This window comes from Nonomuraea sp. NPDC049646 (assembly GCF_044465525.1).
GTDB lineage: Bacteria > Actinomycetota > Actinomycetes > Streptosporangiales > Streptosporangiaceae > Nonomuraea.
This window is the reverse complement of the sequence record NZ_JBITLU010000012.1, coordinates 152204-178903: the sequence shown is the minus strand read 5'-3', so window position 1 is coordinate 178903 and position 26700 is coordinate 152204. Positions and strand designations below refer to the sequence as shown.

General features: G+C 72.1%; 24 protein-coding genes. 17 read left to right on the top strand and 7 right to left on the bottom strand.

Annotation, left to right across the window (positions count from 1 at the left end; all coding sequences use genetic code 11):
- The first annotated feature begins 28 nt into the window (after nucleotides 1–28).
- From ACIBQ8_RS33115 to ACIBQ8_RS33105, 3 genes are all read left to right on the top strand, one after another.
- A complete protein-coding gene (locus tag ACIBQ8_RS33115) occupies nucleotides 29–1192 on the top strand; it encodes a serine hydrolase domain-containing protein (protein WP_397193865.1) in 1164 nt (387 codons plus the stop codon).
- A 79-nt stretch (nucleotides 1193–1271) separates the two neighbouring features.
- The gene (locus tag ACIBQ8_RS33110) at nucleotides 1272–1694 is read left to right on the top strand and encodes a spore-associated protein A (RefSeq protein WP_397178301.1); all 423 of its coding nucleotides are present in this window, start codon (nucleotides 1272–1274) and stop codon (nucleotides 1692–1694) included.
- Between the two features lie 661 nt (nucleotides 1695–2355).
- On the top strand, nucleotides 2356–3549 hold the full coding sequence (locus tag ACIBQ8_RS33105; protein WP_397193864.1) for an MFS transporter: 1194 nt from the start codon (nucleotides 2356–2358) through the stop codon (nucleotides 3547–3549).
- Nucleotides 3550–3561: 12 nt separating this feature from the next.
- Here the strand turns inward: ACIBQ8_RS33105 and ACIBQ8_RS33100 are convergent, their stop codons facing one another.
- A complete protein-coding gene (locus tag ACIBQ8_RS33100; protein ID WP_397193863.1) occupies nucleotides 3562–4479 on the bottom strand; it encodes an NAD-dependent epimerase/dehydratase family protein in 918 nt (305 codons plus the stop codon).
- Nucleotides 4480–4584: 105 nt separating this feature from the next.
- On the opposite strand from ACIBQ8_RS33100, the gene ACIBQ8_RS33095 reads away from it, so the two are divergent.
- Both ACIBQ8_RS33095 and ACIBQ8_RS33090 read left to right on the top strand, forming a co-directional pair.
- Nucleotides 4585–5574 carry a GlxA family transcriptional regulator gene (locus ACIBQ8_RS33095; RefSeq protein WP_397193862.1) on the top strand — a complete coding sequence of 330 codons (990 nt, stop codon included), beginning with the start codon at nucleotides 4585–4587 and terminating at the stop codon, nucleotides 5572–5574.
- A gap of 44 nt (nucleotides 5575–5618) precedes the next feature.
- Complete coding sequence (locus ACIBQ8_RS33090) at nucleotides 5619–5996, top strand: TetR/AcrR family transcriptional regulator (protein WP_397193861.1); 378 nt, start codon at nucleotides 5619–5621, stop codon at nucleotides 5994–5996.
- Here ACIBQ8_RS33090 and ACIBQ8_RS33085 read toward each other — a convergent pair.
- Nucleotides 5993–6964, bottom strand: a complete 972-nt coding sequence (locus tag ACIBQ8_RS33085; protein ID WP_397193860.1) for a hypothetical protein — start codon at nucleotides 6962–6964, stop codon at nucleotides 5993–5995. The genes ACIBQ8_RS33090 and ACIBQ8_RS33085 overlap by 4 nt on opposite strands.
- Before the next feature lie 207 nt (nucleotides 6965–7171).
- Between ACIBQ8_RS33085 and ACIBQ8_RS33080 the strand changes: the two genes are divergently transcribed.
- Nucleotides 7172–7804 (top strand): TetR/AcrR family transcriptional regulator, encoded by a 633-nt coding sequence (locus ACIBQ8_RS33080; RefSeq protein WP_397193859.1) that lies wholly within the window; start codon nucleotides 7172–7174, stop codon nucleotides 7802–7804.
- Between the two features lie 62 nt (nucleotides 7805–7866).
- Nucleotides 7867–8448, top strand: a complete 582-nt coding sequence (locus tag ACIBQ8_RS33075) for a DUF1707 domain-containing protein (RefSeq protein ID WP_397178308.1) — start codon at nucleotides 7867–7869, stop codon at nucleotides 8446–8448.
- A gap of 15 nt (nucleotides 8449–8463) precedes the next feature.
- Here the strand turns inward: ACIBQ8_RS33075 and ACIBQ8_RS33070 are convergent, their stop codons facing one another.
- Complete coding sequence (locus ACIBQ8_RS33070) at nucleotides 8464–8976, bottom strand: DUF402 domain-containing protein (RefSeq protein WP_397193858.1); 513 nt, start codon at nucleotides 8974–8976, stop codon at nucleotides 8464–8466.
- A 620-nt stretch (nucleotides 8977–9596) separates the two neighbouring features.
- On the opposite strand from ACIBQ8_RS33070, the gene ACIBQ8_RS33065 reads away from it, so the two are divergent.
- Nucleotides 9597–9827: a hypothetical protein gene (locus ACIBQ8_RS33065; protein ID WP_397178311.1), complete on the top strand. Its 231-nt coding sequence runs from the start codon at nucleotides 9597–9599 to the stop codon at nucleotides 9825–9827.
- Between the two features lie 33 nt (nucleotides 9828–9860).
- On the opposite strand, the gene rph is transcribed toward ACIBQ8_RS33065, so the two are convergent.
- The gene (gene rph, locus ACIBQ8_RS33060; protein WP_397193951.1) at nucleotides 9861–12458 is read right to left on the bottom strand and encodes a rifamycin-inactivating phosphotransferase; all 2598 of its coding nucleotides are present in this window, start codon (nucleotides 12456–12458) and stop codon (nucleotides 9861–9863) included.
- 552 nt (nucleotides 12459–13010) lie between these two features.
- Between rph and ACIBQ8_RS33055 the strand changes: the two genes are divergently transcribed.
- The 4 genes from ACIBQ8_RS33055 to ACIBQ8_RS33040 all read left to right on the top strand — a co-directional run bounded on the left by ACIBQ8_RS33055 (nucleotide 13011) and on the right by ACIBQ8_RS33040 (nucleotide 16477).
- A complete protein-coding gene (locus tag ACIBQ8_RS33055) occupies nucleotides 13011–13541 on the top strand; it encodes an EF-hand domain-containing protein (RefSeq protein ID WP_397178312.1) in 531 nt (176 codons plus the stop codon).
- A 52-nt stretch (nucleotides 13542–13593) separates the two neighbouring features.
- Complete coding sequence (locus ACIBQ8_RS33050) at nucleotides 13594–14664, top strand: isocitrate/isopropylmalate family dehydrogenase (protein ID WP_397178313.1); 1071 nt, start codon at nucleotides 13594–13596, stop codon at nucleotides 14662–14664.
- 92 nt (nucleotides 14665–14756) lie between these two features.
- On the top strand, nucleotides 14757–15566 hold the full coding sequence (locus ACIBQ8_RS33045) for a cysteine hydrolase family protein (protein ID WP_397193857.1): 810 nt from the start codon (nucleotides 14757–14759) through the stop codon (nucleotides 15564–15566).
- Nucleotides 15521–16477: an SAM-dependent methyltransferase gene (locus tag ACIBQ8_RS33040; RefSeq protein ID WP_397178315.1), complete on the top strand. Its 957-nt coding sequence runs from the start codon at nucleotides 15521–15523 to the stop codon at nucleotides 16475–16477. The genes ACIBQ8_RS33045 and ACIBQ8_RS33040 overlap by 46 nt, the downstream gene beginning before the upstream one ends.
- Nucleotides 16478–16874: 397 nt before the next feature.
- Here the strand turns inward: ACIBQ8_RS33040 and ACIBQ8_RS33035 are convergent, their stop codons facing one another.
- A complete protein-coding gene (locus ACIBQ8_RS33035; RefSeq protein WP_397193856.1) occupies nucleotides 16875–17768 on the bottom strand; it encodes a Gfo/Idh/MocA family protein in 894 nt (297 codons plus the stop codon).
- 676 nt (nucleotides 17769–18444) lie between these two features.
- Between ACIBQ8_RS33035 and ACIBQ8_RS33030 the strand changes: the two genes are divergently transcribed.
- The 5 genes from ACIBQ8_RS33030 to lgt all read left to right on the top strand — a co-directional run bounded on the left by ACIBQ8_RS33030 (nucleotide 18445) and on the right by lgt (nucleotide 23940).
- Nucleotides 18445–19869, top strand: coding sequence for an amidase (locus ACIBQ8_RS33030; RefSeq protein ID WP_397193855.1), 1425 nt, complete (start codon nucleotides 18445–18447; stop codon nucleotides 19867–19869).
- 309 nt (nucleotides 19870–20178) lie between these two features.
- Nucleotides 20179–20757, top strand: a complete 579-nt coding sequence (locus ACIBQ8_RS33025) for an RNA polymerase sigma factor (RefSeq protein ID WP_397178318.1) — start codon at nucleotides 20179–20181, stop codon at nucleotides 20755–20757.
- Nucleotides 20754–21713 (top strand): CU044_5270 family protein, encoded by a 960-nt coding sequence (locus ACIBQ8_RS33020; protein WP_397193854.1) that lies wholly within the window; start codon nucleotides 20754–20756, stop codon nucleotides 21711–21713. The genes ACIBQ8_RS33025 and ACIBQ8_RS33020 overlap by 4 nt, the downstream gene beginning before the upstream one ends.
- Before the next feature lie 127 nt (nucleotides 21714–21840).
- Nucleotides 21841–22989, top strand: a complete 1149-nt coding sequence (locus tag ACIBQ8_RS33015) for a serine hydrolase domain-containing protein (protein ID WP_397178320.1) — start codon at nucleotides 21841–21843, stop codon at nucleotides 22987–22989.
- Nucleotides 22990–23103: 114 nt separating this feature from the next.
- Nucleotides 23104–23940 carry a prolipoprotein diacylglyceryl transferase gene (lgt, locus tag ACIBQ8_RS33010; RefSeq protein WP_397193853.1) on the top strand — a complete coding sequence of 279 codons (837 nt, stop codon included), beginning with the start codon at nucleotides 23104–23106 and terminating at the stop codon, nucleotides 23938–23940.
- 15 nt (nucleotides 23941–23955) lie between these two features.
- On the opposite strand, the gene ACIBQ8_RS33005 is transcribed toward lgt, so the two are convergent.
- The gene (locus tag ACIBQ8_RS33005; RefSeq protein WP_397193852.1) at nucleotides 23956–24576 is read right to left on the bottom strand and encodes a DsbA family protein; all 621 of its coding nucleotides are present in this window, start codon (nucleotides 24574–24576) and stop codon (nucleotides 23956–23958) included.
- 132 nt (nucleotides 24577–24708) lie between these two features.
- Complete coding sequence (locus ACIBQ8_RS33000; protein ID WP_397193851.1) at nucleotides 24709–26694, bottom strand: right-handed parallel beta-helix repeat-containing protein; 1986 nt, start codon at nucleotides 26692–26694, stop codon at nucleotides 24709–24711.
- Between the last annotated feature and the right edge of the window lie 6 nt (nucleotides 26695–26700).

Here is a 26700-nt window from a genome sequence, read left to right as displayed (position 1 = left end):
GCGCGACATCCCCCGGAAAGGAACCGACATGACCGCATCCAAGTCCGTGAAAGCGGCGGCGCTCACCGCCGCGACCCTGGCCGCCACGGCCCTGCCCGCCGCCGCCTCCCCCGCTCCCGGGCACGCCGCGGTGCAGCAGGTGCTCGACCGGACGGTGGCCGCCGGGCTCGCGCCCGGCATGGTCGCCGACGTCCGCGACGGCCGCCGCTCCTGGTTCGGCTCGGCGGGCGCGTCCGACACCGAGACCGGACGCGAGCGCCGGCAGAACGAGCGGTTCCGCATCGGCAGCACCTCCAAGGCGTTCACCGCCACCGTGGTGCTCAAGCTCGTGGCCGAGGGGAGGCTGAGCCTCGACGACACCCTGGACAGGCGCCTGCCCGGCCTGTTCGACGGCAGCGCCTACGAACCCGGCAAGATCACCGTCAGGCAGCTGCTCAACCAGACCAGCGGCATCTTCGCCTACACCGACGACGAGAAGTTCTCCGGCACGGGCGGCAGCGAGGAGTGGTTCAAGCACCGCTTCGACACCTACACCCCCGAGCAGCTGGTGAAGATCGCTCTGGCCCACCCGCCCACCGGCGAGCCGGGCCGGCGTTTCAAGTACTCCAACACCAACTACATCCTGGCCGCGATGATCGTCGAGAAGGCGACGGGCCGGACGTTCGAGCAGGAACTCGACCGGACCGTCATCCGCCCCCTGAGGCTGAACGGCACCTCCCTGCCCGGCGCCGACCCCGGGATCCGGGGCCCGCACCCCGTGCACTACTCCATCCTGTTCTCCCGCGACCCGCAGCCCACCGTCTACGACGCCACCCGGATGAACCAGTCCTTCGCCTGGGCCGCCGGCGGCCTCATCTCCACCACCGCCGACCTCAACCGCTTCTTCGCCGCCCTGTTCGGCGGGCGCGTCCTGCCTGGCGCGCAGTTGCGGGAGATGCTCACGACCGTCCCCACCGAGGGGGCGGGCTGGATCCCCGACACCCGGTACGGCCTGGGCGTCTTCGAACAGAAGCTGCCTTGCGGCGCCAGCGTGTGGGGCAACGGCGGCGCCACGTACGGATCGTGGAACTACAGCATGGGCACCCGCGACGGCAGGCACCGCCTCACCACGCAGGTCAACGGCGACTGGGCGCCCCTGACCGTCTTCAACGACGCCCTGGCCGCCGAGTTCTGCCCCTCCCCCGAGGCTTAGAGATCTTGAGACATTCGAACATATGGTAAAAAAATGGAGTTAGATCATGACCGAAATGCCAGCAGATTGAAGGATGCCTGTGCTCAGGAAGACCCTCACGGCCGCCGCGTTCACCCTCGTCGCCGCCACCTCCCTCATGGCGGTCCCGACGGCCGCCAGCGCGGACGTCTACTGCGGCGACGGGTACAAGGTCGTCCACCAGAGCGAGATGCACAACTACACCAAGGTCTGGGGGACGGTGTACCTGACCTACAACAGCAGCACCGGCAAGAACTGCGTGACGGTCGTCAAGAGCAACTACGTCGGCACCAGCACCTGGACCAACGTCACGCTCACCGTCCAGGGCGGTAGCAGCTACGGCGTGAGCGAGACCGTCAAGTACTACGGCGGCCCGGTCTATGCCAGCGCCAAGGGCGCCTGCGTGAAGTACTCGGCCATCATCGAGGCCCCCAGCGGCGCCCGCGCCATCGGCGGACGCTCCACGTGGGGCAACTGCGGCTGACCCGAACGGAACCGATCCGTCCACGCGGACCACGGCCGCCCGGAGCCCCGACACCGGCCGGCCGTACCGCCACAACCCAAGCCCGCGGCACTCCCCGCACCCGCCACACCCCAAGGGCCGGGCCCCCTGCGACTCGCACGCCGGCAACAGCTCCGCGCACCTCCGCAAGGCCCTTCAGTCGCCCCACCTCCGCCGCCCGCAACGCTTCGACGCACCCACGGCGACACTTCTCCGAACCCGCGCCACCACAGCCGCCCCCACAACCGGGGCCGCCACACCGCGACCCCCGCCCCACAAGCGCCGCCTCCGCACGGCCCGCCCAGCCGCGCACCGACGCCTGAACGCGCAGCGCCATCCGGACACCCGGCCACCCGGACACCCAGCGCCGCCCGGACACCCAGCCGCCGGGACGCCCCGACGCCCCGACGCCCCGACGCCCCGACGCCCCGACGCCCCGACGCCCCGACGCAGGGTCGCACCGCCCAACGCCCCTTGCCGCCGACACCCGGGAGCCCTCCCCCTCCCCCAGGCGCCCGCGACGCCCGCGACGCCCCCGAGATCAACGCGCCCCAGCCGAATGCCAGCGTTTGCCTTTATAGCGCGTGTGCAACTATTGTCGGAGCCTGCAAGAAGCAGTGGCAATAGTAAGAAGGGTCGCGCGATGCCTCTCGCACTCCTCGCCCTGGCCATCGGGGCCTTCGGGATCGGCACCACCGAGTTCGTGATCATGGGCCTGCTGCCCGAGATCGCCGCCGACTACGGTGTCACCATCCCCACCGCCGGCCTGCTGGTCACCGGCTACGCGATCGGCGTGGTCATCGGCGCGCCGCTGATGACGGTCCTCGGCACCCGGATCAGCCGCAAGACGATGCTGCTCGTGCTGATGGGCCTGTTCGTGATCGGCAACCTGCTGTCCGCGCTGGCGCCCGGGTTCGGCGTGATGCTCGGCGGCCGGATCGTGGCCTCGATGGCCCACGGCGCGTTCTTCGGCATCGGCTCGGTGGCCGCCGCCGGCCTGGTCGCCCCGCACAAGAAGGCCGGCGCCATCGCCACCATGTTCACCGGCCTGACCGTCGCCAACGTCGTGGGCGTGCCGCTGGGCACCTTCATCGGGCAGGCGGTGGGCTGGCGCACCACCTTCGCGATCGTCGCGGGGCTGGGCGTGGTCGGCCTGCTCGGCATCGCCGCGCTGGTGCCCGCCATGCCCCGGCCCGAAGGCACCCGCCTGCGCCCGGAGCTGACGGCGTTCCGCAACCCGCAGGTGCTGCTCGCGATGGCGATGACCGTGCTCGGCTTCGGCGGCGTCTTCGCCGCGATCACCTACATCGCGCCGATGATGACGCAGGTGGCCGGCTACTCCGCCGACGCGGTCACCTGGCTGCTGGTGCTGTTCGGCGTCGGCATGTTCCTCGGCAACCTGCTCGGCGGCCGGTTCGCCGACCGCGCCCTGATGCCCCTGCTCTACACGACCCTCGGCGGCCTCGCGGTCGTGCTGGCGCTGTTCACCCTGACCGCGCACGACAAGGTCGCCGCCGCGGTGAGCATCTTCCTGGTGGGGGCGCTGGGCTTCGCCACCGTGCCGCCGCTGCAGAAGCGCGTCCTGGACCAGGCGCACGGCGCGCCGACGCTGGCCTCCGCGGTCAACATCGGCGCGTTCAACCTCGGCAACGCGCTCGCGGCCTGGCTGGGCGGGCTCGTCATCGCCGCGGGCCTGGGCTACACCGCGCCGAACTGGGTGGGCGCGCTGCTCGCCGCCGCGGCGCTCGCCCTGGCGTTCTGGTCCGCCGCCCTGGAGCGCCGTGCGCCCGCGGGTGAGCCGGCCGCCGTCCCGGCTGCCGCGCTCGTCCGCGACTGACAGTCCCCCTCGTCAGGCCCGGACGGCGGCCATCTCCGTCAGGACGTCGTCCACCGGCGTCGCCGCGACGCCCAGGATCTCGACCGTCGAGGACGCGTCGAGCACGTTGGGCCGGTCGTACAGGTACGACATCTCGGGAAACTCGGCCATGATCGAGTCGGTGCGCCCGATCTCCTCCAGCTCCCGCAGGGACATGCGCCCCAGCCGCGGCGCGGGCGCCTGGGCCGCTTCGGCCAGCCGCCGGGCCAGCTCGCGCACCGGAAGCTCGCTGGTAGAGGGCACGTGCCAGGCCCGTCCCCAGGACGCCTCGTGCCCCGCGGCGGCGATGAGCGTGCGGGCCGTGTCGCCGGTGTAGGACCAGCTGTGCGGCGCGTCCAGATCACCGGGATAGGAGACGGGCGCGCCGGCCAGCACCTGCGCCCCGACCATGAGCGTGAACGGCGAGTACGCGCCGGCGCCGAGGAAGTCGGCGGCCCTGACCTCGGTCACCCGCACCCGGCCCGCCTCGTGGGCGGCGAGGGCGTCCTGCCACATCCGCGCCCGGACCTGGCCCTTCCGGCTGGTCGGCGCCATCGGCGTCCCGTCGGCGACGGGCCCCTCGACCGGCCCGTACCCGTAGGTGTTGCCCAGCATGACGTAATCGGCCCCGCTGCGCCCGGCGGCGGCCAGCAACGCGGCGGCCAGCGGCGGCCACTCGGCCGGCCAGCGATCGTAGGGCGGCATCGCGCAGTTGTACAGGACGGCGGCCCCCTCGGCCAGCTCCGCCAGCCGGTCGGCGTCGCAGGCGTCGGCGGGCACGCGTTCGATCCGGGGATGGGCCGGGCCGCTGCCGCTCCGGGTGACCAGGCGCACCCGCTGCCCGGATTCGGCCAGCAGCCGGGCGGTGGCCGATCCGGTGGCTCCGGCGCCGACGACGACATGAAAGGACACGATCTTCTCCAAACACAGGGGGACAGTGACACCGGTTGTCCACCCTGTACCGCCGGCGATCAGTACGATAGTGGCCCGAATGCCAAGTATCTGGAGGTTCGGGCCATGCATCGGGTGGCCGTGATCGCCGTCCCGCCGGCCACGACGTTCGACCTGTCCATACCGGAGCTGGTGCTCGGCGAGATGACCGTGGACGGCCGGCCCGGCTACGACGTCCGGATCTGCACGGCCGAACCCGGTCCCGTCGCCACCGGCGGCAGCCTGCACGTCACCGTCACGCACGGGCTGGAGATCGTCGAGGACGCCGACACCGTCATCGTCACCGGAACGGGCGCCCGCGACGACGTCGACCCCCGGGTCCTGCGGGCCCTGCGGCGAGCGGCGGAGAGCGGCAGACGCGTCGCCTCGATCTGCACCGGGGCCTTCGTCCTGGCGCGGGCGGGGCTGCTGGAGGGCCGCAGCGCCACCACGTACTGGGCCAGGTCGGAGGAGTTCCGCCGCCGCTACCCGTCCGTCGACCTGCGCCCCGACGTGCTCTACGTCGAGGACGGCAACATCTGGACCTCCGCCGGCCTGTCCGCCGGCATCGACCTGTGCCTGCACATGGTGCGCGGCGACTACGGCGCCGCCGCGGCCAACGCCGTGGCCCGGCTGGTCGTGGCCGCGCCGGTGCGTCCGGGCGGCCAGGCCCAGTTCATCGCCTCCCCGCTGCCGCCCGAGACCGGGCTCTCGCTGGCCGCCACCCGGGCATGGGCGCTGGAGCGGCTGCACGAACCCCTCACCCGCGCCGACCTCGCCGCCCACGCCCGCACCAGCGTGCGCACGCTGACCCGCCGCTTCCACGCCGAGACCGGCCACAGCCCGCTGCAATGGCTCCTCCACCAGCGGGTGGAGCAGGCCAGGGAACTGCTGGAGAGCACGGACCTGCCCATGGGCCAGGTGGCCCAGCTCAGTGGCCTGGTCACCACGGACTCGCTGCGACAGCACATCTCCCACCGGACCGGCCTGACGCCCACCGCCTACCGCGCGGCCTTCACCCGGGGGACCGCGTCCGGCACGCCCGACGTTCTGCACCAATCGATGCAAAACCGGTAGCGAGGCCGAGATCGTTCGACGAGGACCGCGCGCTGGACACCGCGATGCGCACGTTCTGGGCGAACGGCTACGAGTCCACCTCCACCAGAGACCTGTGCGAGGCGCTCGGCCTCGACCGCAGCGGCGTCTACAACGCCTTCACCAACAAGCGCGAGCTGTTCAAGCGCGCCCTGACCCGCTACATGGACGCCATCCGCGTCCTGCTGCCGGGGCTGGTCCTGAACGCGATCTTCCTGGCCGGGTCCGCGCTGTTCGCCCACCTGAGCGTCCCCGCGGTGATCGCCATGCTGGGCGCCGGGCTGGCCGTGCTCGGCGTGGTGTCCCTGCTGCCCGAGCTCGGCCGCCGTACCGGGGCGCGGTCGGCGGCGCCGGGCCCCGTCGACCTCTGCCTGGCCGCGCCCGCGGGGCAGGAGCGTCCCTAGGAGAACCAGCTTCCGCCGAGCTCCTGGACGGCCTTGCCGCCCTTGGGCACCAGCACCGCCTCGCTCAGCACGTTGTTGACGCTCTTGGCGTCGTTGAGCAGGGCGAACAGGAAGAACATGCCGCCACTCGCGGTACGGAAGCCGAAGACGGAGCCGCGGCCGGCGAACCCGACGTACAGCCCCTTGTTGACCCGGGGGAACGCCTTGCGGCTGTAGCTGTCCTTGGCCAGGCGGTAGCCTGAGTCGCCCTCCTTGTTCCTGTCCCCGTTCCAGAAGTTGCGGTACTCCTCGGCGACGGCGGCCGCCATCTCGTCGTCCATGTCGGCGATGTAGCCGTCGGCGTCGAGCAGCGGCTCGGGCATCCGCTGTCCCCAGTGCACCGGGGTCGCGACGGCCAGCCGGAAGGACTGCCCGGGGGAGCGCAGGAACGCCAGCACGTGCGGGCGGCTGTGGCCCTTGGTGTCGCGGTAGGTCGCCTTCGCGATGAACCAGTCCCCGGCCGGCGGCTGCCGCTCCGGCCGGGGCACATAGACCGCCGGGGTGCCGGTCGGGTTGATCGGCTTGTGCGCCGGCTTCCATCCGAAGCCCTCGCGGTTGCGTTCGAGCACGCCCTCGTGCAGGGCGCCTTCGACGAACAGCGCGTCGAGCCGGGCGTTCGACCGCCACCACTTGCGCTTCTTGATCGCCGCGTTGTACTGGGCCACCCACGTGCGCATGGCCGTCCTGGCCTGGGGGACGGTCAGGGCCTGCGCGGTCGCCGAGGGAGCGGGCGTGGCGCTCGCGGACGGCGTGGCGTCCGGCGACTGGGACGGAGACTGCGACTGCGACTGCGACTGGGACGGCGAGGCCGCGGGCGAGGCGGCCCGGCTCGGCGTCGGCGGGTCGGCGGGCCGATAGGGCAGTCCCGGGATCGCGCCGCAGCCGGTCAGGCTCAGCACGAGAGCCACGATCAGCGGTTGTGCGCGCACCAACAACTCCCCCAAGACAGCGCAAAGACCTGACAAACAAGAACATATCGGATACGTCCCGCCGCGCCGGACTCCCCGCAGCGACCCGGCACGCGCGGACCGGCACGCGCGGACCGCCGCCCGTGGACCGCCGCCCGTGGACCGCCGCCCGTGGACCGCCGCCCGTGGACCGCCGCCCGTGGACCGGCGGACAATACACTGCCGGTCATGCCACCCAGACGCAGGCGCAGCCCTGCGGAATCGCGTGCCGAGCTGCTGGCCGCCGCGGCCGAGCTGATCAGGGAACGAGGTCCGGACAACGTCAGCCTGCGGCAGATCGCCGAGGCCGCCGGGGTCGCCCACGGGCTCGTGTCCCACTATTTCGGCACCTACGCCGTTCTGGTCAGGGAGGTGCTGCGGGCCGAGAACGACCGGATCGAAGCCCGCGTACGCGAGCGCATCCAGGCCGAGGACGGCGTGCCCACCGCGGCGGGCATGATGGACGTGCTCTTCGACACCCTGGCCGACGAACGCTATCTGCGCCTGTTCGTCTGGACCGAGATGCACGCCGACTACCGGGGCGCCGCGCGGCCGGAGCTGGTGGAGCTGATCGACACGATGGAGGCCGGGATCCGCGCCGCGCTCGCCGGACGCCCCGCGCCCAGCCGGTCGCGCATCGAGGCGGTGGTCCTGGTGGGCCTGTCGGCCGCGTACGGCTTCGCGATCGGCGGCCGGTCGTGGCTGTCGGGCCTGGGCCACGATCCCGACAACCCGGCCCGCGCGGCGGAGTTCCGCGTCCAGCTCACGCGGATGATGGGCGCCCACATGGTGGAGGAGTCCGGGCTGGAGCCGGCCGGCTGACTTGTTCTCCATTTGGAGAATAGGATGGTCCCGTCACTTCGGCCACACGGACAGGACCGCCCATGCCCGAGCACCCCGACCTCATCCCCGCCCGGCCGGTACGCCCCTCCGACGAGGAGCGCGAGCGGGCGGCCCGGCGACTCCAGGAGGCCGCCGCCGCGGGCCGGATCGAACTGGCCGAGCTGGACCAGCGGCTCGGCGAGATCTACACGGCCCGCACCCAGGGCGAGCTCGCGCACGCCGGCCGCGACCTCCCCGAACCGGCCCGGACGGACTCGCTGGTGGTCCGGGACGAGCCCCACTCGCGCTTCGCCTTCAGCGTGTTCGGCTGGTTCAGCCGCAAGGGCCGCTGGGTCGCCCCGCGCGTGTTCACCTCCCTGTCGGTCTTCGGCGGCGGCGAGATCGACCTGCGCGACGCCCGCTTCGCCGGCCAGGAGATCCGGGTGCGCGCCTTCGCCCTGTGGGGGTACACCGAGGTCGTCGTCCCCGACGACGTCGAGGTGGAGGTCAAGGGCCTCGGGCTGTTCGGCGCGTTCGACCGCGGCGCCGTCAACAGCAGGCAGGGGGCGCCGCGGGTCGTGGTCAGCGGCCTGGCCCTGTTCGGCGGCGTCGGAACGAAGACCAAGCCGCCCGCCGCCAGGTGAACCGCCCTTCGCCGGTCAGAGGCGGGGGATCTCCACCTCGCGCACGGCCGCCAGCGCGGCCGGCGGGAAGTCCGGCCACTGCGGCCCGTGGTGCGCCGGACCCTGGAGGTGCCTGTCGGCGAACGCCTGGGCGGCGGCCAGCACGTCCGCGACCTGCCGCGCGGTGAGCCTCCCGGACGTCAGCGCCTCCCCCAGCTCGTCCAGGTCCAGCACCCGGTACGGCATGCCGGGCGGTCCGACGACGAAGTCGACGTAGTGGTCGGCCACCCGGACCGTGTCGCCGCTCTCCCGGATCCCGACCACGTCGATGTACCACCAGCCGGCGCGCTCCGGCCTGAACACCACGGGCTGGTGGAGTTGCACCGACTCGTCCAGCAGCAGGAACGCCCGTTGCCGACGGTCCGCGCCGGGGCGGACGTACCTGCCCTCCGGGATGTCGAACTCGTAGGCCGCCACCCGGCCCACCCGGACCCCCGGGCACGGCAGCTCGCCGCGCAACACGGTGACCCGCTCCGGGGTCGTCCCCACCTGAAGGTTCCGGCCCGCATTCACACGGCCGGATCGTACCGGGAGGGCGCCTGGGCGCCGAGCAGACCACCCTCATGGGACCGCACCGGCCTCGGCCGCGAGTTCGGCGCCGCCGACGTCGTGGCCACCCGCGGCGGTGACGGCATCGAGCGGCACGTGACCTCACCGGCGGTGACGGCGCCCACGTCGTCCTGGAAGCCGTCGGCGACATGCCCGCCTACCGGCGGGCACTCCGGCCGGGCGGCGTCATCAGCCGCGCCGGCGTCCCGACGACGACGCGCCGATCGGCACGGGCGGCCCGTTCCGCCACCACCTGCGCCTGGCCGGCGGCCCGGCCCCGGTCCGCGCCCACATCGACTCCGGGACACCACCTGCGGGCGTCGCCGCTTACAAGCGGGAGGAAGGAAACAACCCCGCGAGGAACGATCCTCAGCCCGCCACGCCACCCCGCCCGCGCCTCCCCCGCGCACGGTCGCCATACTGCAGAAGGCGCACGGTGAAGAGCCCCCTGGTGGCCTGAGCACAGACCACCACGGCACCTTCCGCCGACCCGGTGCTCCGGAGCCGCCATCGGCCCGGAGCACCCGCGCCCACGACATCCACGACGTCGGAAGGCCCTGATGACAGCCGACCAGCCCATCTGCTGCCCCACCTGCAAGGGAGTCCTCCCCGGCCGGCAGCGCAGCGACTACACGGCCGCCCGCGGACGCCTCGTCGTCGTCAACGGCTACTGCCAGGGCCACTGCCCGGCCCCCGAACAGCCGCGCCGCCTCCAGGCCCCCGCGGAACACCCCGTCCCCGCCGACCTCGGCACCCGGCAGCCGCTGAACGTCCCGGCGCCGGCACTCTGATCCCGGCACCCGAGACCACCGGGCCGTCGCGGCTCAGTCGAGGAGCTCCACGTACCCGTCGGTCCCGTGGACGCGGATCCGCTGCCCGTCGCGGATCAGCCGGGTGGCCCCCTCCACCCCCACCACCGCCGGCAGCCCGTACTCCCGCGCGATCACCGCTCCGTGCGTCATCAGGCCGCCCACCTCCGTCACCAGCCCGGCGATGCCCACGAACAACGGGGTCCAGCTCGGGTCGGTGAAGGCCGTGACCAGGATGTCCCCCGCCGCCAGGTCGGCCCGCGCCATGTCCGGCACGACCCGGGCACGGCCCTCGACGGTCCCCGCCGAGACCGCCAGGCCGGCCAGCGCCCCCGGCGGCACGTCCTCGCGCTGGTACCGGCCGGCGAGCACCTCGCCGTCCGACGTGAGCACCCGCGGCGGGCGCAGCGTCTCGTGCCACCGGAAGTCCTCCCGGCGCCGCAGGACGAGCTCGCCGTCCGCCCGGCCCGTGCGCACGACCTCCTGCAGTTCCTGGAACCGCAGGAAGAAGACGTCCTCCCGGTCGCGCAGCACGCCCGCCCGGACGAGACGGTCGGCCTCCCGCCACAACGCCTGCTTGTAGGCCAGGTAGCGGCAGACCATGCCGTACTTGGGGAACTCCCGATAGCCCGCGAACGTGCGCACCCTGGCGATCATCCGCTCGGTCTCCGCCGCCTTCCGCTCCCCGTCGGGCAGGGCCCGCAGGCGCGCCAGCACGTCCCGCTCCTTGCGCAGGGCCTCCTGACGTCCCTGCTCGAAACGCCGCACACCGGCACCCGCCTCGAAATTCCGGACATTTCCGAGGATCACCGGGACGAGCATGGCGGGCCGCTCACTCCAGCGCGTCCGGGTGATGTCGATCTCCCCCGCGCAACGCATGCCGTACTGCTCCAGGAAGCCCCGGACGGCCTCGGCCGCCTCCCGGCCGCCGGGCAGCTCGCCCAGCTCGTCCAGGAAACCGTCGCCCTCCCGCTCCTCGGCCGCCACCCGTTGCAGGAACGCCACCACCTCGGCGTGCGGACGGATCACGTCCGCCACGTCCAGCAGCGCCAGCCCCATCTCCGACGTGACGTTGTGCGGGACGGACTGCGTCAGCACATCGGCCGCGTTCCGCTCCCCCAGCCACTCCTCCAGGTGATCGTTCAGCCACCAGGCCGCCTCCATGCCCGCCATGATCGCCTGGAAGCTCCGCGGGCCGAACAGCAGACGCCTCAGCTCCGCGATGTCAGCCAGGATGAACTCGAACAGCTCCGGCCCGGACAGCTCCTCGATGCGGCGCCGCAACGCCGCCACGGACTCGCGACCGTCCCGGACGAGCTCGGCGACCAGCTCCGGATCGGTCTCGATCGGCGCGGGCGGAGCAGCCGCGGGCGCGACACCCGACTCCTCCTCCGGCACCGCCCGGATGAAGTCGCCGCGATCCACCACCGTCTGCAACGCGTCCCGGATGAGCGGGTCGGACTTGCCCAGCGTCCCGATGAGGTTCGCCCGGCCCGCCGCCGTCGCCAGGACCGGGGCCACGTCCACGAACAGCCGCCCGCCCGCCTCAGCCATCGGCCGCGACGTCGTCAGCTGCCAGAAGGACAACCCCAGCGGCTTCATCGCGTCGGTCATCATCTGCTGATGCCCCACGGAGACATAGACGTGGTTGTCCTGGTCGTCGGCGACCGGAACCGGGAACAACGTCGTGATCGGCCGGCTCTGCACGACGTGGAACTCCCCGTCGGCCAGACACCACTCGATGTCCTGCGGCCGGCCGAACCACGCCTCGATCCGCCGTCCCAGGCCCACCAGGCCAACCGCCTGCTCATCGGTCAGAGCCCGCCGGGCCGACCGCTCGTCCTCGACCGGCGCCTCCTCGGTGCCGCCCGCCGGGGACGCCCGCACCACCCGCGCCTTGGCCCCGACGGACACGTCCACGACCCGGTCGTCCCGCACCGTGTAGACGTCTCCAGCGACCACGCCCGAGACCAGCGCCTCACCCAGCCCCCACACCGCCTCCACGACGGCGGCCTTCCGGTCCGACGTCACCGGATCCGCCGTGAACAGGACCCCGGCCGCCTCCGGGAACACCATCCGCTGCACGACCACCGCCATCCGCACCCCGCGGTGATCGAACCCGTTACGCCGCCGGTAGACCACCGCCCGCTCCGTGAACAGCGAGGCCCAGCACCGCCGCACATGCCGGAGCACCTCCGCCGGCCCCACGACGTTCAGGTACGAATCCTGCTGCCCGGCGAAGGACGCCGTCGGCAGGTCCTCGGCCGTCGCGCTCGACCGCACCGCACAGGCGGCCCCCTCCCCGAGCCGGGCCAGCGACTCCCCGATCGCCGCCGCCAGCTCGTCGGGCACAGGCGCGCCCTCGATGAGGGCGCGGATCTCCGCGCTCAGCGCGCGGACCGCCGCACGGTCGTCCGGGTCCACCTTCGACAGCAGGTCGAGCTGGGCGTCGAACGACGGCACCGCGGACACGACCCGCTGGAAGGCGTCGGTCGTGACGCAGAAGCCGTCCGGCACGCGGACGCCGTCGATCCGCGAGAGCTCGCCGAGGGCGACGCCCTTCCCGCCGACGTCGGCGATGTTCGCCGCGTTGATCTGCCCGAACTCCAGCACGTAACCCAATTCCGTCGCTCCATCCATCGTCGGGGTTGGTTCGCAACGGGCAGTATGAACGACTTTTCGAGGTCTCATGAGGGACGGGGATCCGCTATAAAGTGAAAGTGAGGGGACGTTCCCCTCAGCATCGCGCCTGCCCGCCGATCCCGGCCCGAAGATCCCCGCCGGGACGAGACGGTGACGACAACGCCCCACCGCGCGCAATCACCAGAAAGCCGCTAAGGCTACCCCCATCCGGGACGCTCCTCCCCCATCATCACCCGGAGACATGAAAAACTAGCGCCTGGGATAGGGAAACACAGCCCCCTCGAACCGTGAGTCGCAAATCCCCATATAACCGGAAATATCACCAGGTTCCCGGCGCTTCCCGCTCGTCACCGGCGTGGAAATGACATGAGTTCTCCACCTTTGTCACCCGGCGAGGCTTTCTGGCGAATTATTCCAAATGCGGGATTTTACGTTTCCCTCGCCGCCAAAGACCTGGTCACCCACGTGCCAGGTTCCGTTATAGAGTCTGCACCCGGAACCCCGCCGAGAAAGGTGACAGGCATGCAGGACGCGGCCATCGACCGAGTAAAGCTCATCTTCACCCTGTTCGACGCCGACGGCACCGGTTACCTTGAGGCCGGAGACTTCGACCGTATGGCCAACCGCGTATTGGCGGCTTCCCCGCGTTCCACAGAAGCCGCCAAGAGTGCGATCAGTGACGCTTTTCGTCGTTACTGGACAACTCTTGTCGAGGAACTCGACTTGGACAAAGACGGCCGCATCAGCTTCGAGGAGTACAGCGCCTGCGTCCTGTCCCCCGAACGCTTCGACGACGCCCTGACCGACTTCGCCGAGGCGCTGGCCGAGCTGGGCGACCCCGACGGCGACGGCCTCATCCACCGCACCGATTTCATGGCGCTCATGACCGCCATCGGCTTCAAGCGGCGCAACGTCAACACCCTCTTCGACGCGTTCGGCCCCTCCCAGGACGACCAGGTCAAGGTCCCGGTCTGGGCCGAGGGCATCAAGGAGTACTACAGCCCCGAGAAGGCGGACATCGCGGGCGACCTCCTGCTCGGAGAGTCCAGCTGACGACCGCCACAGCCGGCGCGTCCGGCCTTCGACGACGAGAAGGGGAGCAGTAGTGGAACCAGTCATCGGACTTGCCATCGGCCGGGGAACGGGCCCCGAGCTCGCGGCCGTCTTCGAGCGGGTGCTGGCCGGGATCGCCGACGCCTGCGGCACGAAGGTGGCCCTCACCCGCTCTGAGCGGATCTATCACTCCTACGTGTCCTTGAAGGCCGGCGCGGAGGCCGAGGAGATCCGCGAGAGCACGCGGCAGGACGCCGACCACTACACGCGCTTCTGCCGCTCGCTGGCGGCCGCCGGCGTCCCTGCCGTCTTCCGTACGGCGATCAACGCCCAGTCGCTCTACCTGGTCCGCCAGCGCCTCCAGGCGGTGAAGATCGACGCCATCACCACGGCGGGGGCGTCGCTGCTGCTGGTCAGAGACCAGGCCCAGGGCTTCTACACCGGCGAGAACGTGCACCTTCCCGGCGCGCTCGTCCGCACGATGACCTTCAGCAGGGAGATCACCGAGAAGGTCATCGCGCTGGCCGTGCGCCGGGCGCGCGAGGAGTGGCCCGACGGCCGCATCGACGAGATCGTCATGGCCTACAAGTTCCACCTGCTCGACGGGGCGCTCGACGAGTGGGTGGCCGAGAGCGCCGCCCGCCACGGCGTGCAGATCGGCCTGTTCCAGCCCGACACCGTCAACCGCAACCTCATCGAACGCGGCCCCCGCCCCCGCACGGTGATCATCGCGGGCAACGAGTGGGCCGACATCATGCACGTGGTGCTGCTCGACCGCTTCGGCTCCGAGCGGCAGGAGAACCGCTGCACCGAGAACGTCTACCTCCATCCCGACGCGTGCGGCCTGGTCGAGTACCAGACCGTGCACGGCTCCGCCGACGACCTGGCGGGCACCGGGAGGGTCAACCCGGTGGCCACCGTACGGGCCGCGGCGGCCATCGCCGAGCGGCACGCGGGGTGCGCCGGAGCGGTGCGGATGGTCGAACGCGCCCTGATGGCGCTCGACCGTCACGGCGTCGCCACCCCTGACGCCGGCGGACACCACTCCACCACCGGCGTGGTCGACGCCCTCCTCGACGCCCTGGAGCCCGTGGCCCGGCCGGTACTGATGGCGGACTCATGACCGACGAGCAACCACCGCCTCACAAGGAACGTTCCATAAACGGGGAACCCCAGGAACGCGCCGTCGTCCCGGCCGCTGGGGAGCACCGGCCGGTGCAGGAACGTGCTGGCCTGGGCGGCGAGGAGCGCCCGCCCGTCGAGGATCACGGCGGCCTGGCCGCCGAGGAGCGGCCGCCCGTGCAGCAGCGTGCCGGTCTGGGCGACGACGGCCAGGACTTCGCCGAGCGTGCGGCTCTGGTCGTCGTTGACCTGCAGAACGACTTCTGTACCGGCGCGACCGCCCGTGCCCGTTATGCCGGTGACCCGGCGGCTCTGGAAACGGCCGCGGCCAACACGGCCAGAGCCCTGGCGTCGGCGCGAGCCCGCGGCATGGACGTGGTGTTCGTCCGTTTCGTCGGTGACGCCGAGCATCAGGGGCCGAGCTGGCGGCGGCGCGACCTTGCTCAAGGCAAGCCCCTCAAATGCCTCGAAGGCACCTGGGGCGCGCAGTTCCACAAGGTCGAGCCCGCGCCCGGGGAGCCGGTCTTCACCAAGTGGGCCTGCTTCGACGCCTTCCTCAGCGAGGGCTTCGAGCGGCACCTGCGCGGGCGTGGCATCGTCCGCCTGGTGTTCGCCGGTTTGTACACCGACGTCTGCGTGGACAGCACCGCCCGCACCGCGTTCCAGAAGGGCTTCCACATCACGGTGCTGACCGACTGCACCGCCAGCCGCTACCTGCCCGACTCGGAGATCCTGCGCTTCATGGCCGCCCTCTACGGCGCCCATCTCACCTCCCACGACGACCCCGGCTCGTGGATCCCGGAACAGGAGACCGCCGCGGTGTCAGCGGCCGGTCGAGCGGCCCGAGAGGAGAGCACGTGCCGGACAACCGACAGCTCGAGATCGACAGCGGCGTCGGCCTGACCGCGCTCATGGTCGCCGCCGCGCGGGCGATCGAGACCCACCGTCCCGACTCCCTGGCCGCCGACCCCTACGCCGAGCACTTCGTCCGCGCCTCCGCCGCCTCGGCCGCCTGGCCGACCCGCCCGCAGGACGTGCCCGGCGGCGACGCCAACCCTCTGTGGGGCAGGCTCGGGCGCTACTTCGGTCTGCGCACCCGGGTGCTCGACGACTTCCTGCTGCGCGCGGCCAGGGCGGGCATCTGGCAGACGGTCCTGCTCGGTGCGGGGCTCGACAGCCGGGCGCTGCGGCTCGGCTGGCCCCGAGGGCAGGTCGTGTACGAGATCGACCGGCCGGGCGTGCTGGCGTTCAAGGAGCACGTGCTCGCCTCGCTGGCCGACGAGCCGGCTGCGCCGGTCCGGGTCGTCCCGGCGGCACGGCGGCGGGTGGTCGCGGCCGACGTGGGCGACGACTGGGCCGGCGCGCTGCTGGCCGAGGGCTTCGACGCGAACGCGCCGACCGCTTGGCTGGCCGAGGGGCTTCTGCTCTACCTGGACCCGGAGGTCGAACGGCGGCTCCAGCGGACCATCGACGTGCTGAGCGGCGAGGGGAGCGTCCTGGCGTTCGAGGCGAAGCTCGGGCTGGGGTCGTCGGCGGTTCGCGCCAATCCGGTCTACGCGGCGACCAAGACACAGATCGGCGTGGATCTGCTCGCGTTGTTCGACAGGAAGCCGCGTCCCGACTCCATCGGGCTGCTGAGGGGGCGGGGCTGGTCGACCACCGTCCGTACGCCCTTCGACTTCACCCGCGAGCACGGTCGAGGCCCCCTCCCCGAACCGGACGACGCCTTGGCCACCAACCGCTGGGTGTTCGCCGACAAACCGCGACAAAGCCACGTGTTGGGCGTCTCCGTGCCCACGTTCCGCGACTGCTGACGACCGCCGGCTCCCGGGCCGGTCACGCGCAGACGGCGACGCCCGGGATCCCGCCCAACCAGACGGCGAGACCCCACTTGGCGGGCGTCCCGACAACCAAACGGCGACGCCCCCATCCCGCGGGCGTCCCAACCAACCAAGCGGTGGCCCCCTCCGCCGTGGATGTCCCGGCCAACCAAACGGTGGTACCCCCTCCCCCACGGGAGTCCCGGCCAATCAGACGCCGAGGCCCCCACTCCGCGGGGGTTCCGGACCAGTGACGACTGCGAACGGTCGGGAGCCGGGCGGTCCGGGCGCGGTTGAGGATGGCGCCATGTGTGGCCGTCGAGTGCGGGGTCGGTGCGTGGGGAGGGCTTGGTGGCCGGTGTCCGGGGGCGGGTGATGGGGGTGGTGGTTTTCAGGTGGTGGGGGCGTGTTCTCGTGCCGAGATCAGGATGTCCAGGGTTGCGAGGGTTTCGGACCAGGGCACCGGGTTGGGGGCGCCGTTCACCATGCTGAGGAAGGCCTCCATCGTCCGGACAAAGCCCAGGTTGCGTACCGGGTCGGGGCCGCTTTCGATCACGATCGACTCGCTGCCGTGCCGGCCGTGGAGGGTCAGCGTGTAGGCGTTTTCGTCAGAGACGCCCAGGATTTCGACCGTTCCGACTATCCCGTTCGCCCACTGCAGTGCCAGGACGCCGGTGTCCTCGGACCTGAGTGTCCGGTAGTGGCGTCTGGTTCCGGCTGCCCCTACCAGGCGCACGTCCGGGCCCAGCAGGGCGACCAGCGGCTCGACGCCGTGGATGCCCATGGTCACCATCGTCCCGCCGCCCTCGCCGGGCGTGTCCTGCCAGGCGTTGTAGCCGTCGGCCCACTGGCCCACGTCGTGCCGGACCGTCGCCCGTACCGACAGCACGTCCTGCACGTCGGCGAGGACCTGGGCGAAGGCGGGCGCGAAACGCAGCACCGAGCCCGACATCACCCGATCGTGCACCGGTAGCCGGCGCAGGGCGTCGAGCTGCTCCCTGGTCGCGGCGGCGGGCTTGTTCACGAAACACGCCGCGCCGGTCTCCAGGACCCGGCCGAGGGCGGCGGGCACGTGCGGGTTGGGGAGCGTCAGCACGACGCCGTCCGGGGTTCCGGCCAGCAGTTCGTCGAGGTCGCCCGCCACCTTCGCCTCGGGATGCTCGTCGGTGAAGCGCCGCAGCCGCTCGGCGTCAGGCTCCCAGACGGCCAGCTCGGCATGGTGGGCCAGGGTACGGGCGTCGGTGTACGGATGGCTGGTGGCGAGCCCGGCGAGCGCGATGCGCACAGTTCCTCCAAAGGGGCAATATTTCCGCAAATGATCCACATCATGTCAGGACCACGGGAACCACTCCGGGCCCCTCAGGGGCGAACCCATTCCTGGGACACAAGGACAACCACTGCCCTGGTCCCAGGAGCTGAGCCGGGCCGGCCGCTGGGGCTGAGCCGGGCCGGCCGCTGCGGCTGGACGCGGTGACGCAGCACTGCTTCCCGTGTTCTCGGGAAGACTGCGTGGCCCTGGTCGACACTGACCTCGGTCTCCGCTGCGGGAGGACGGCCGGCCGGGGGCGTGCGGCGGGGCCCGTAGTTTGTGGTTGCCGGTCGCAGTCCACGCAGGGCCATGGAAACAGCTCCGTGCCCATCACGGGTCAACCCAGTCCTGAGACGCAAGGGCAACCCACTCGCGGCTTCCCGAAACTGAGCCACGGCTCGGTCTCCGGTTCAGTGGTGACGGCGGGCCGGGGGCGTGCGTGTCGGTCGTGAGGGCCGTGGTCGCCGGAAACTCGGTGGACCGTACGGCTGGTCGCTGCGAGTATGGCCGGTGATGTACCGAGCGTAGGAACACGTCGATCACCGGCAGGGGGACGGCCCAGGAGCCGTCGCTCCCTTGTCGGCAGCTCTCTGACTCTTCCCTCAGACGATCGACGAACGGGCGCCCGAGCGCGCCCGGAGAAGGACATTCCATGGACATCCATGAGTACGCCAGGTACGACGCCACCGGCCTCCGCGACCTGATCAGGACGGGCAAGGCCGACGCCGGAGAGGTCGAGGCGGCAGCCCGCCAGGCGCTGGCGCAGGTCGACGAGCACGTGAACGGGCTGGCGCTGCCGGTGTTCTCGCCGGCGCTCGACCACGCCGCCGACGGACCCTTCGCGGGGGTGCCGTTCCTCATCAAGGATCACGGGCCGGTGGCCGAGGGGGTGCCGTTCACGCTGGGCAGCCGGGCCTATCCCGGCGTCCTCGCCCGGCGCGACACCGACCTGATGGCCCGGTTCCGTGCCGCCGGACTGGTCACGCTGGGCCTGACCACGGTGCCCGAGCTCTGTGTCAGTTTCACCACCGAGCCCGTGCGCTACGGGCCCGTACGCAACCCCTGGGACCTCGGCCGCACCGCGGGCGGGTCGAGCGGCGGCGCCGCGGCGCTGGTGGCGGCCGGGGCCGTGCCGGTCGCGCACGCCAGCGACGGCGCCGGCTCTACCCGGATCCCGGCCGCCTGCTGCGGGCTGGTCGGGCTCAAGCTGAGCCGTGGGCGCGGCCCCTGCGGCCCGGACGCCGGCGAGCTGGTCCTCGGCATGGCGGACGAGTTCGTCCTCACGCGTACGGTCCGCGACGCCGCGGGCCTGCTGGACGCGGTCCACGGGCCGGGGATCGGCGACAAGTACACCGCGCCTCCGCCGCGCGGGTCGTACGCGCGGGAGCTCGCGACGGATCCGGGCCGGTTGCGGGTCGCGCTGACCACCACCTCCTGGATGGGCACGGACGTGGACCCGGAGGTCGCCGCGGCGGCGGTGGCGACGGCCCGCGTGCTGGAGCAGGCGGGGCACGTCGTGGAGGAGGCGAGCCCGGCGATCGACCGGGAGGACGCCATGAGGGCCTGGATCATCGAGGCCGTCGGGGTCGCCTCCCCGTGCCTGCTCGCGCCGCGGCAGCCCGACGAGGCCAGGATGGAGGCGGTCTCGCGGGAGTTCCTGAAGGCGGCCAGGCAGGCCACCGCGCTGGACATGCTGGCCGCCTTCGACGCCCAGAACCGGATCACCCGTTCGGCGGCGGCCTTCTTCGCCGGGTACGACCTGCTCGTCACGCCCACCCTCGGCCGTCTGCCGGTGCCGCACGGCACGTTGCGGTACGACGACCCCGGCCAGACGCTGCGGGGATGGCTGGAGACGTTGTCCGGGTTCGGGCCGTTCACGCAGGTGTTCAACACCACCGGGCAGCCGGCGATCAGCCTGCCGCTGGGTCAGAGCGCGGGCGGGCTGCCCGTCGGCGTGCAGCTCGCCGCCGCGTACGGGCGCGAGGACCTGCTGATCCAGGTCGCCGCGTACCTGGAACGGGCGATGCCGTGGCGGGACCGGATTCCGCCGCTCTTCGCGGGCGACCTCTCCGGGTGATGGGCAGGCCGCCGCTCTTGGCGGGCGACCTCTCAGGGTGATGGGCAGGCCGCCGCTCTTCGCGGGCGGCCTGTCAGGGTGACGGGGAGGCCGCCGCTCTGATGCGGTGGGTGAGGGCGGCTCGGCTTCGAGCGGGGGCATGTCATCCCCGGTCGAGGCCGTGGCCGCCCTTGCGGCTGGTTCAAGGCCCGTTGCGCCGACGCTCTGCCGTGGGCCGGCACTGCGGGGTCCTGTGCTGCGTCGCGTGAACCCGATCGCCGGCTCGTGTGAAAGACGGGCGACACTACTTCCTTGCAAAGGCTCAACCACATGCCGCCCAGCACAACCCTGTCCGACGCCGCCCTGATCGAACGGTCGTGGCGAGATCCCGAGGACTTCGCCCTGCTGTTCGACCGGCACGCAGGACACATCCACCGTTACGTGGCCCGCCGGCTCGGCGACGACACGGCCGACGACGTCGTCTCCGAGACGTTCCTGGCGGCGTTCCGGCAGCGCCGGGACTACGACACGGCGCGCCCGGAGGCTCTTCCCTGGCTGTACGGCTTCGCGACCAACTTCATCCGCCGGCACCAGCGCGCCGAGATCAACCGCTACAAGGCGTACGCGAAGGTGGGCGCGCTGCCCGACGCGGACGACGCCGCCGAACAGGCGCTTGAGCGGGCGAGCGCGCAGGCCGCACGCCGGCCGCTCGCCCGGGCGCTGGCCTCGCTGAAGGCCCGCGACCGTGACGTCCTCTTACTCGTGGCCTGGGCCGACCTCACCTACGAGGAGGTGGCCGACGCCCTGTCCGTGCCGATCGGAACGGTTCGTTCCCGGCTCAATCGCGCGCGGGCCATCGTCCGCGACGTCCTCGGCAGCATCGACCCCACGATGGAGCAGACCTCATGAACGACCTGTCCGACCTGACCGAGTTGCGTGACCTGTTCGCCGGCAAGCCGTACCCGACGGCGGATCGCCTCGCCCCCGCCCGTGCCGCGCTCCTGGCCGAAGCCCGTGCCAAGCGCCGGTTCCGGCTCCGGGCGGCCGGGCTGTGGCGGCTGGCGCCGGCGGGGGGCCTGGTCGCGGCGATGGCCGCGGGGGTCATCGTCGTCCAGACGGTCAACTCCTCCGCGCCCGCGAACGCCGCCGAGGTCCTGCGGCTGGCGGCCGAGGCCGCGGCCGCCGCGCCCTGGCCGCAACCCCGCGACGACCAGTACCTCCACTACGAGCGCATCGCGGAGTCGCACAGCGAGAAGGGGGTCCGCAACGTCGTTCCGCGGCACAACACGGGCGAGGTCTGGGAGTCCGTGGACGGCTCCCGCACAGGGCTCCACTGGCACAAGCCGGCGAGGACCGTCCCCCGGGGCGGCGAGTACAAGGAGCTCCTGGTCCGGTGCCCCGAACGCGGCGCCGGGCGTCCCACCTACGCCGACCTCCGGAAGTGGCCGGTCGAGCGGGAGCAGCTCCGGCGCAAGCTGGCCGAGCTCGGCAACGAGACGGTCTCCGGCCAGGACACGGCGACCCGGACCTGGTACGGCGTCCGCAGCGTCCTCGGCAGCCCGGTCCCGCCCAGGCAGCAGGCGGCCATCTTCGAGATCGCCGCGACCCTGCCGGGCATCGAGATGGAGGAGCTCAAGGACGCCACCGGCAAGGCGGGCATCGCGGTGACCCGGGTGGACAATCTGGGGCCCGGGGGTACCGTCTCCCGGGAATCGCTCATCTTCGACAAGACCTCCTACGTGCTTCTGGGCGGGCAGGACCTCGTGCCGGGGCAGGGGCGTGAGGTGTGGTCCGTCACCCGTCCGCAGCTCATCGACGCGCTCCCGGCCTGGTCCACGTCGGTGAAGCGGAAGGGCTGCGCCTGAGCCGAGCGGACCGGTCCCGGACTACTCCCGGGGGCGTAGCCGGCCGCGCACCGGTCCCCCGGCGGTAGCGGCAGGTCACTCCGCCGGCAGGACGCCACCGGACGGCGGCGCGACCATCATGGCGGGCATGAGATCAGCAGTGAATGACCGGAACAGGTCGGAGGTCCTGAGTTCCGCCCTGGACGGCGTGCGGCGCGCCGGCGTGCCGGGCGTGTACGCCGAGGTGCGCGACGCCGGCCAGGTGTGGCGGGGCGCCGCCGGGGTCGCCGACGTGGAGACCGGCCGTCCCGTCGAGCCCGGGATGGTGCAGCGTGTGGGCAGCATCACCAAGACCTTCGTCGCGGCCGCCGTCCTGCAGCGGGCCGAGCGGGGCGACCTCCAGCTCGACGCGCCGATCGGCCGCTACCTGCCCCGGCTGGTGCCGGGCGGGCGCGGGCAGCGGATCACCGTCCGGATGCTGCTCAACCACACCAGCGGCATCGCCGAGTATCTTCCCGCCGCGTTCCCGTCGCTGCGCGGGTTCCCCTCCCTGCCGGACGTCTCGCCGGAGAGCCTGGACGGCAACCGGTTCACGTACTTCCCCCCGGCCGAGCTGATCAGGATGGGGCTCGCGGCGCCCCCGACCGGCGAGCCCGGCGCCACTCCCGGCGTCTACTCCAACACCAACTACATGATCCTCGGCCGGCTGCTGGAGCACGTGACCGGCGCCACGGCCGAGGGGTACGTCACCCGCCACGTCATCGAACGCGCCGGGCTGCGCAACACCGCCTTCCCCGGCGGGCCGCGGATCGAGGAACCGCACCCGCGGATCTACGAGTCGTTCTTCGGCATGATCGACCCGCCCCGCGACTACAGCGTGTACGACATGTCCTGGGTGCGGACGGCGGCCTCCCTGGTGTCCACCATGGAGGACCTCAACACCTTCTACGGCCTGCTGCTCTGCGGCGAGATCGTCGGCCTGTCCGTGCTGGCGGAGATGCACCGCACGGTCCCGGTCCGCGCCCACACCGGGGAGATGATCGACTACGGCCTCGGCCTGCAGAGGGTCGAGATCCCGGGCGGCGGCACCTGCTGGGGCCACGGCGGCACGGTGTGGGGAGCCACGACGATGTCGCTGACCCGCGACGACGGCAGGCGGCAACTGTCCATCACGACGAACCTCGCGCGATGGAACAGGCCGGACGCCTCGGGCAGGCCCCGCCCCCATCCGATCGACACCGCCCTGGCCGCCTTCAGCCGGCACGTCATGGGTCCTCGCGCCAGGGCACGCGGCTGACGCCTTTACAATGTAGATTCGTTACCGGCCCGGCAACTCACCGGGACTGATCGCGGCTTGCGATCAGGTCACGGGCAGGGACCCGCGAGCCGTTCGTCGGCTAGCGTCACCGGCATGCCCCTCGCCTCGATTCCCAGCCCTTCCCAAGGGGTCTGGCATCTCGGGTTCGTCCCGATCCGGGCCTACGCGTTGTGCTTCATCGTCGCCATCGGGTTCGGCATCTGGCTGAGCGAGCGCCGCTGGCGCGCCCGTGGCGGCGAGCCGGGCACGATCGGCGACATCGCGATGCCCGCGGTGATCTTCGGGCTGGTCGGCGGCCGGCTCTACCACGTCATCACCGACTGGCAGACCTACTTCGGCCCGCGCGCGATCAAGGAGCCGTACCGGGCGCTGTTCGTCTGGGAGGGCGGGCTCGGGATCTGGGGCGCGGTCGCCCTGGGCGGCGTGGGCGTGTGGCTGGCCTGCCGCCGCCGGGGGCTGCTGCTCGGGCCGGTGGCCGACACGATCGCGCCCGGCATCGCGTTCGGGCAGGCCATCGCCCGCTGGGGCAACTGGTTCAACCAGGAGCTGTACGGCAGCCCGACCACGCTGCCGTGGGGCCTGGAGATCGACCAGGCGCACGGCGGCCTGCCGGGCACGCTCTACCACCCGGCGTTCCTGTACGAGTCCCTGTGGGACGCGGCCCTCGGCTTCGCGCTGATCCTGGCCGGCCGGCGGCTGAGGCCGGACCGCGGCCGGCTGTTCGCCCTCTACGTCGCCGGTTACACCGCCGGACGGTTCTGGATCGAGGGGCTGCGGATCGACCCGGTCGGCGGCGTGGACCACGCGGTGACGCTCCTGGGCCTGCGGATCAACCAGTGGACCTCGATCGTGCTGTTCGCCGGAGCGCTGATCTTCCTGTGGGCGACTCGCCGCAAGGAGGACGAACCGGCCCTCGATCACAGTCGCTGACCGGCCGGGACGGCCTCAGCCGGTCGGGGCCCCGAGCAGCCGTCGCAGGTCGGCGACTGGCTGGACCCCGGAGACCGGCGGGCGGCCGTCGATCACCAGGCTGGGCACGCCGGTGACGCCGTGCCCGGCCGCGCGACGCCGGTCGGCGCGCACCTGCTCGGCGTACTCGTCGCCGGCCAGGACGGCGCGCGCCTCCGCGCCGTCCAGCCCGGCCTGTGCGGCCAGGTCCCGCAGGACCTCGGCGTCGGCCACGTTGAGCCCTTCGGTGTGGTACGCGTACAGCAGCGCCTCCATCATCTCCTCGGCCCGGCCGCGGACGGCGGCCAGCTTGACCAGCCGGTGGGCGTCGAAGGTGTTCACCGGCCTGGCCAGGTGCAGGTTCAGCGCCAGGCCCTCGGCCGCGCCCACCTCCCGGATGTGGGCGACGCGGGCGGGAGCCTGCTCCCCCCACCAGCCCGCCATGGCCTCGGCGGCGGTCGGGCCTGGGGTCCGGCCCTCGTCGGGCGCGAGCTCGTGGCTGCGCCAGACGACCTCGACGGCGTCGCGGGCGGGGTGCCCGGCCAGCGCGCGGGACAGGCGCCGCTTGCCGATGTAGCACCAGGGGCACAGCACGTCGGCGTAGATCTCCAGCTTCATGAACGTCCTGTCCTGATCGGGAATGCGGTCAAGGGGGCCAGGACATCGTGCAATCTCAACCGCGCTTGAGGTCAACCCGGCGGCGGGGAGGCCGCGCCGGGAGTCCCGGCGCGGCCTTGAGGGGGGACGGGCTCAGCGGGTCGTGATCTCGCTGACGGACAGGTTGCCCCAGGTGTGGTTGGCGGCCTTGACGACCAGGCGCACCTGGGTGGTCGTGACCGGCGCGGGCAGCGGCACCGACCGGCGCTCGACCGTGGCGGTGTTGCTCGCCCAGCTGATCGCCGCGCCGGCCGTCTGGGTCACCCAGGCCGAGCCGTTCCAGGTCTGGACGTCGAGGGAGGTGATGCCCTGGCCCTGGCCGAAGTGGGTGGCCAGCACGACCTCGCCGACCGTCCTGGGGCTGGGGAAGGTGAGGGTGACGGTGCCCGGATAGGTGACGCCGGAGGACGGGCTGGCCCAGGTCGTGTAGTCCCAGCCGTCGGTGAGGGCGGCGGGGGTGGTGCTCTGGCCGTTGCCGAAGGAGGTGGTCACGGTCGCGGCGGGCTCGGACAGGCCGGCGCCCGCCGTCCGCTGGAGGGCGCCGAGGTCGGGCATGCCCGAGGGCAGGGCCGTGCCGGAGACGTCGCGGCCGCCGTCGGAGGCGATCTCCAGCCCCTGCCGCAGGACGGGGGACGACGCCGTCGGGAGGTATCCGGACAGGTCGCCGAGGGTGGTGGCGCTTCCGGGCGCGGTCAGCAGCGGGTTGCCGGACAGGGCCGCCCTGTCGCCGCCGGGGATCGGGCCGGAGTGGTAGAGGTTGCGGTCGTACTGGACGGCGCCGCCGTCGTTGTAGGGCAGGTTGGCGCCGTTGTGGATGACGTTGTTGCGCAGCCGGATGTTGCTCACCGAGCTGCTCCACACCTTGACCAGGCTGAAGGCGGCCCGGTCCGGATGGTTCTGGATGAACGGCGTCAGCGGGACCCAGACGGTGTTGTTGTAGGCGTCGATGTTCCTGGAGTTGGTGGAGAAGGCGAAGACCTGGTTGGCGTCGTTCTGGCTGACGTTGTAGCGGATGGTCGCCTCGGCCGGTCCGGTGCCGGTCGAGACGGCGATGAAGAACCCGCCCTCGTTGTCGTGGCTGAAGTTGTACTGGACCAGGCTGCGGTGGACGGAGGCGTCGGCGTCGAAGGCGTTGCCGTCGCTGGCCAGGCCCCAGTACTTCGTCCCGGACACCTCGTTGAACTGGACCACGGTGTCGTCGGCCCCGGCCCACCAGATGCCGACGTTGCCGTGGTTCTGGGCGGTCCTGGCGACCCGGTTGCGTTCGATGAGCGCGCCCTGGGCCTGCATGACGGTGATGCCGCCCGCCGAGATGTCGTGCACGTCGTTGCCGCGGACGACCACGCCCGTGCTCGGCGTCCAGGGCCGGTAGTCGGCGGCGGGGATGCCCATGAGGTCGCTCCACAGGGACGTCCAGCCTTCGCGCTGCATCCACTGCGACCAGGTGACGATCCCGTACGAACGGGAGTCGGCGACCTCGTTGTCCTCGATGAGCAGGTCCTGGTAGTAGGTGGCGGTGTTCTTGCCCAGCGCGCTGACGATGATCCCGCCCGCCGACGGGTTGGACGACTGCGATCCGGAGGCTGCGCCCTGGATGGCGTGCACGTGGTTGCCGCGCACGGTGACCCGGGGGACGGCGCCGAGGTCGGTGGCGGTGACCGCGATGCCGATGCGCGGCGTGCTGCCCGACCCGGTGTTGGTCACCTCGAACCCGTCCAGGACGACGTCGTGCAGGTCGGCGAGCTTGACGGCCGCGTCCACGACGCCGCCGCCGGCGATGGACGGCCGGGCGCCGGCGCCGTAGGAGGTGAAGGTGACCGGGCTGCCGGCCGAGCCCGAGCCGCGCGGCGCGAGCCGCCCGGTCCACTGCCCGCCGGCCTTGAAGCGGACGGTGTCGCCGGGCTGGAACGTCTGGGCGTTGACCTTGTCGAGGGTCCGCCACGCGGTGGACGGGGAGTGCCCGTCGGCCGCGTCGTTGCCCGCGGGGTCGACGTAGTAGGAGGTGGCGGCATAGGCCGGGGCGGGCGCGGCCACGAAGGTCAGGACCAGCGCGGCGCACGGTAAGAGAACTCGGAACACGGCAAC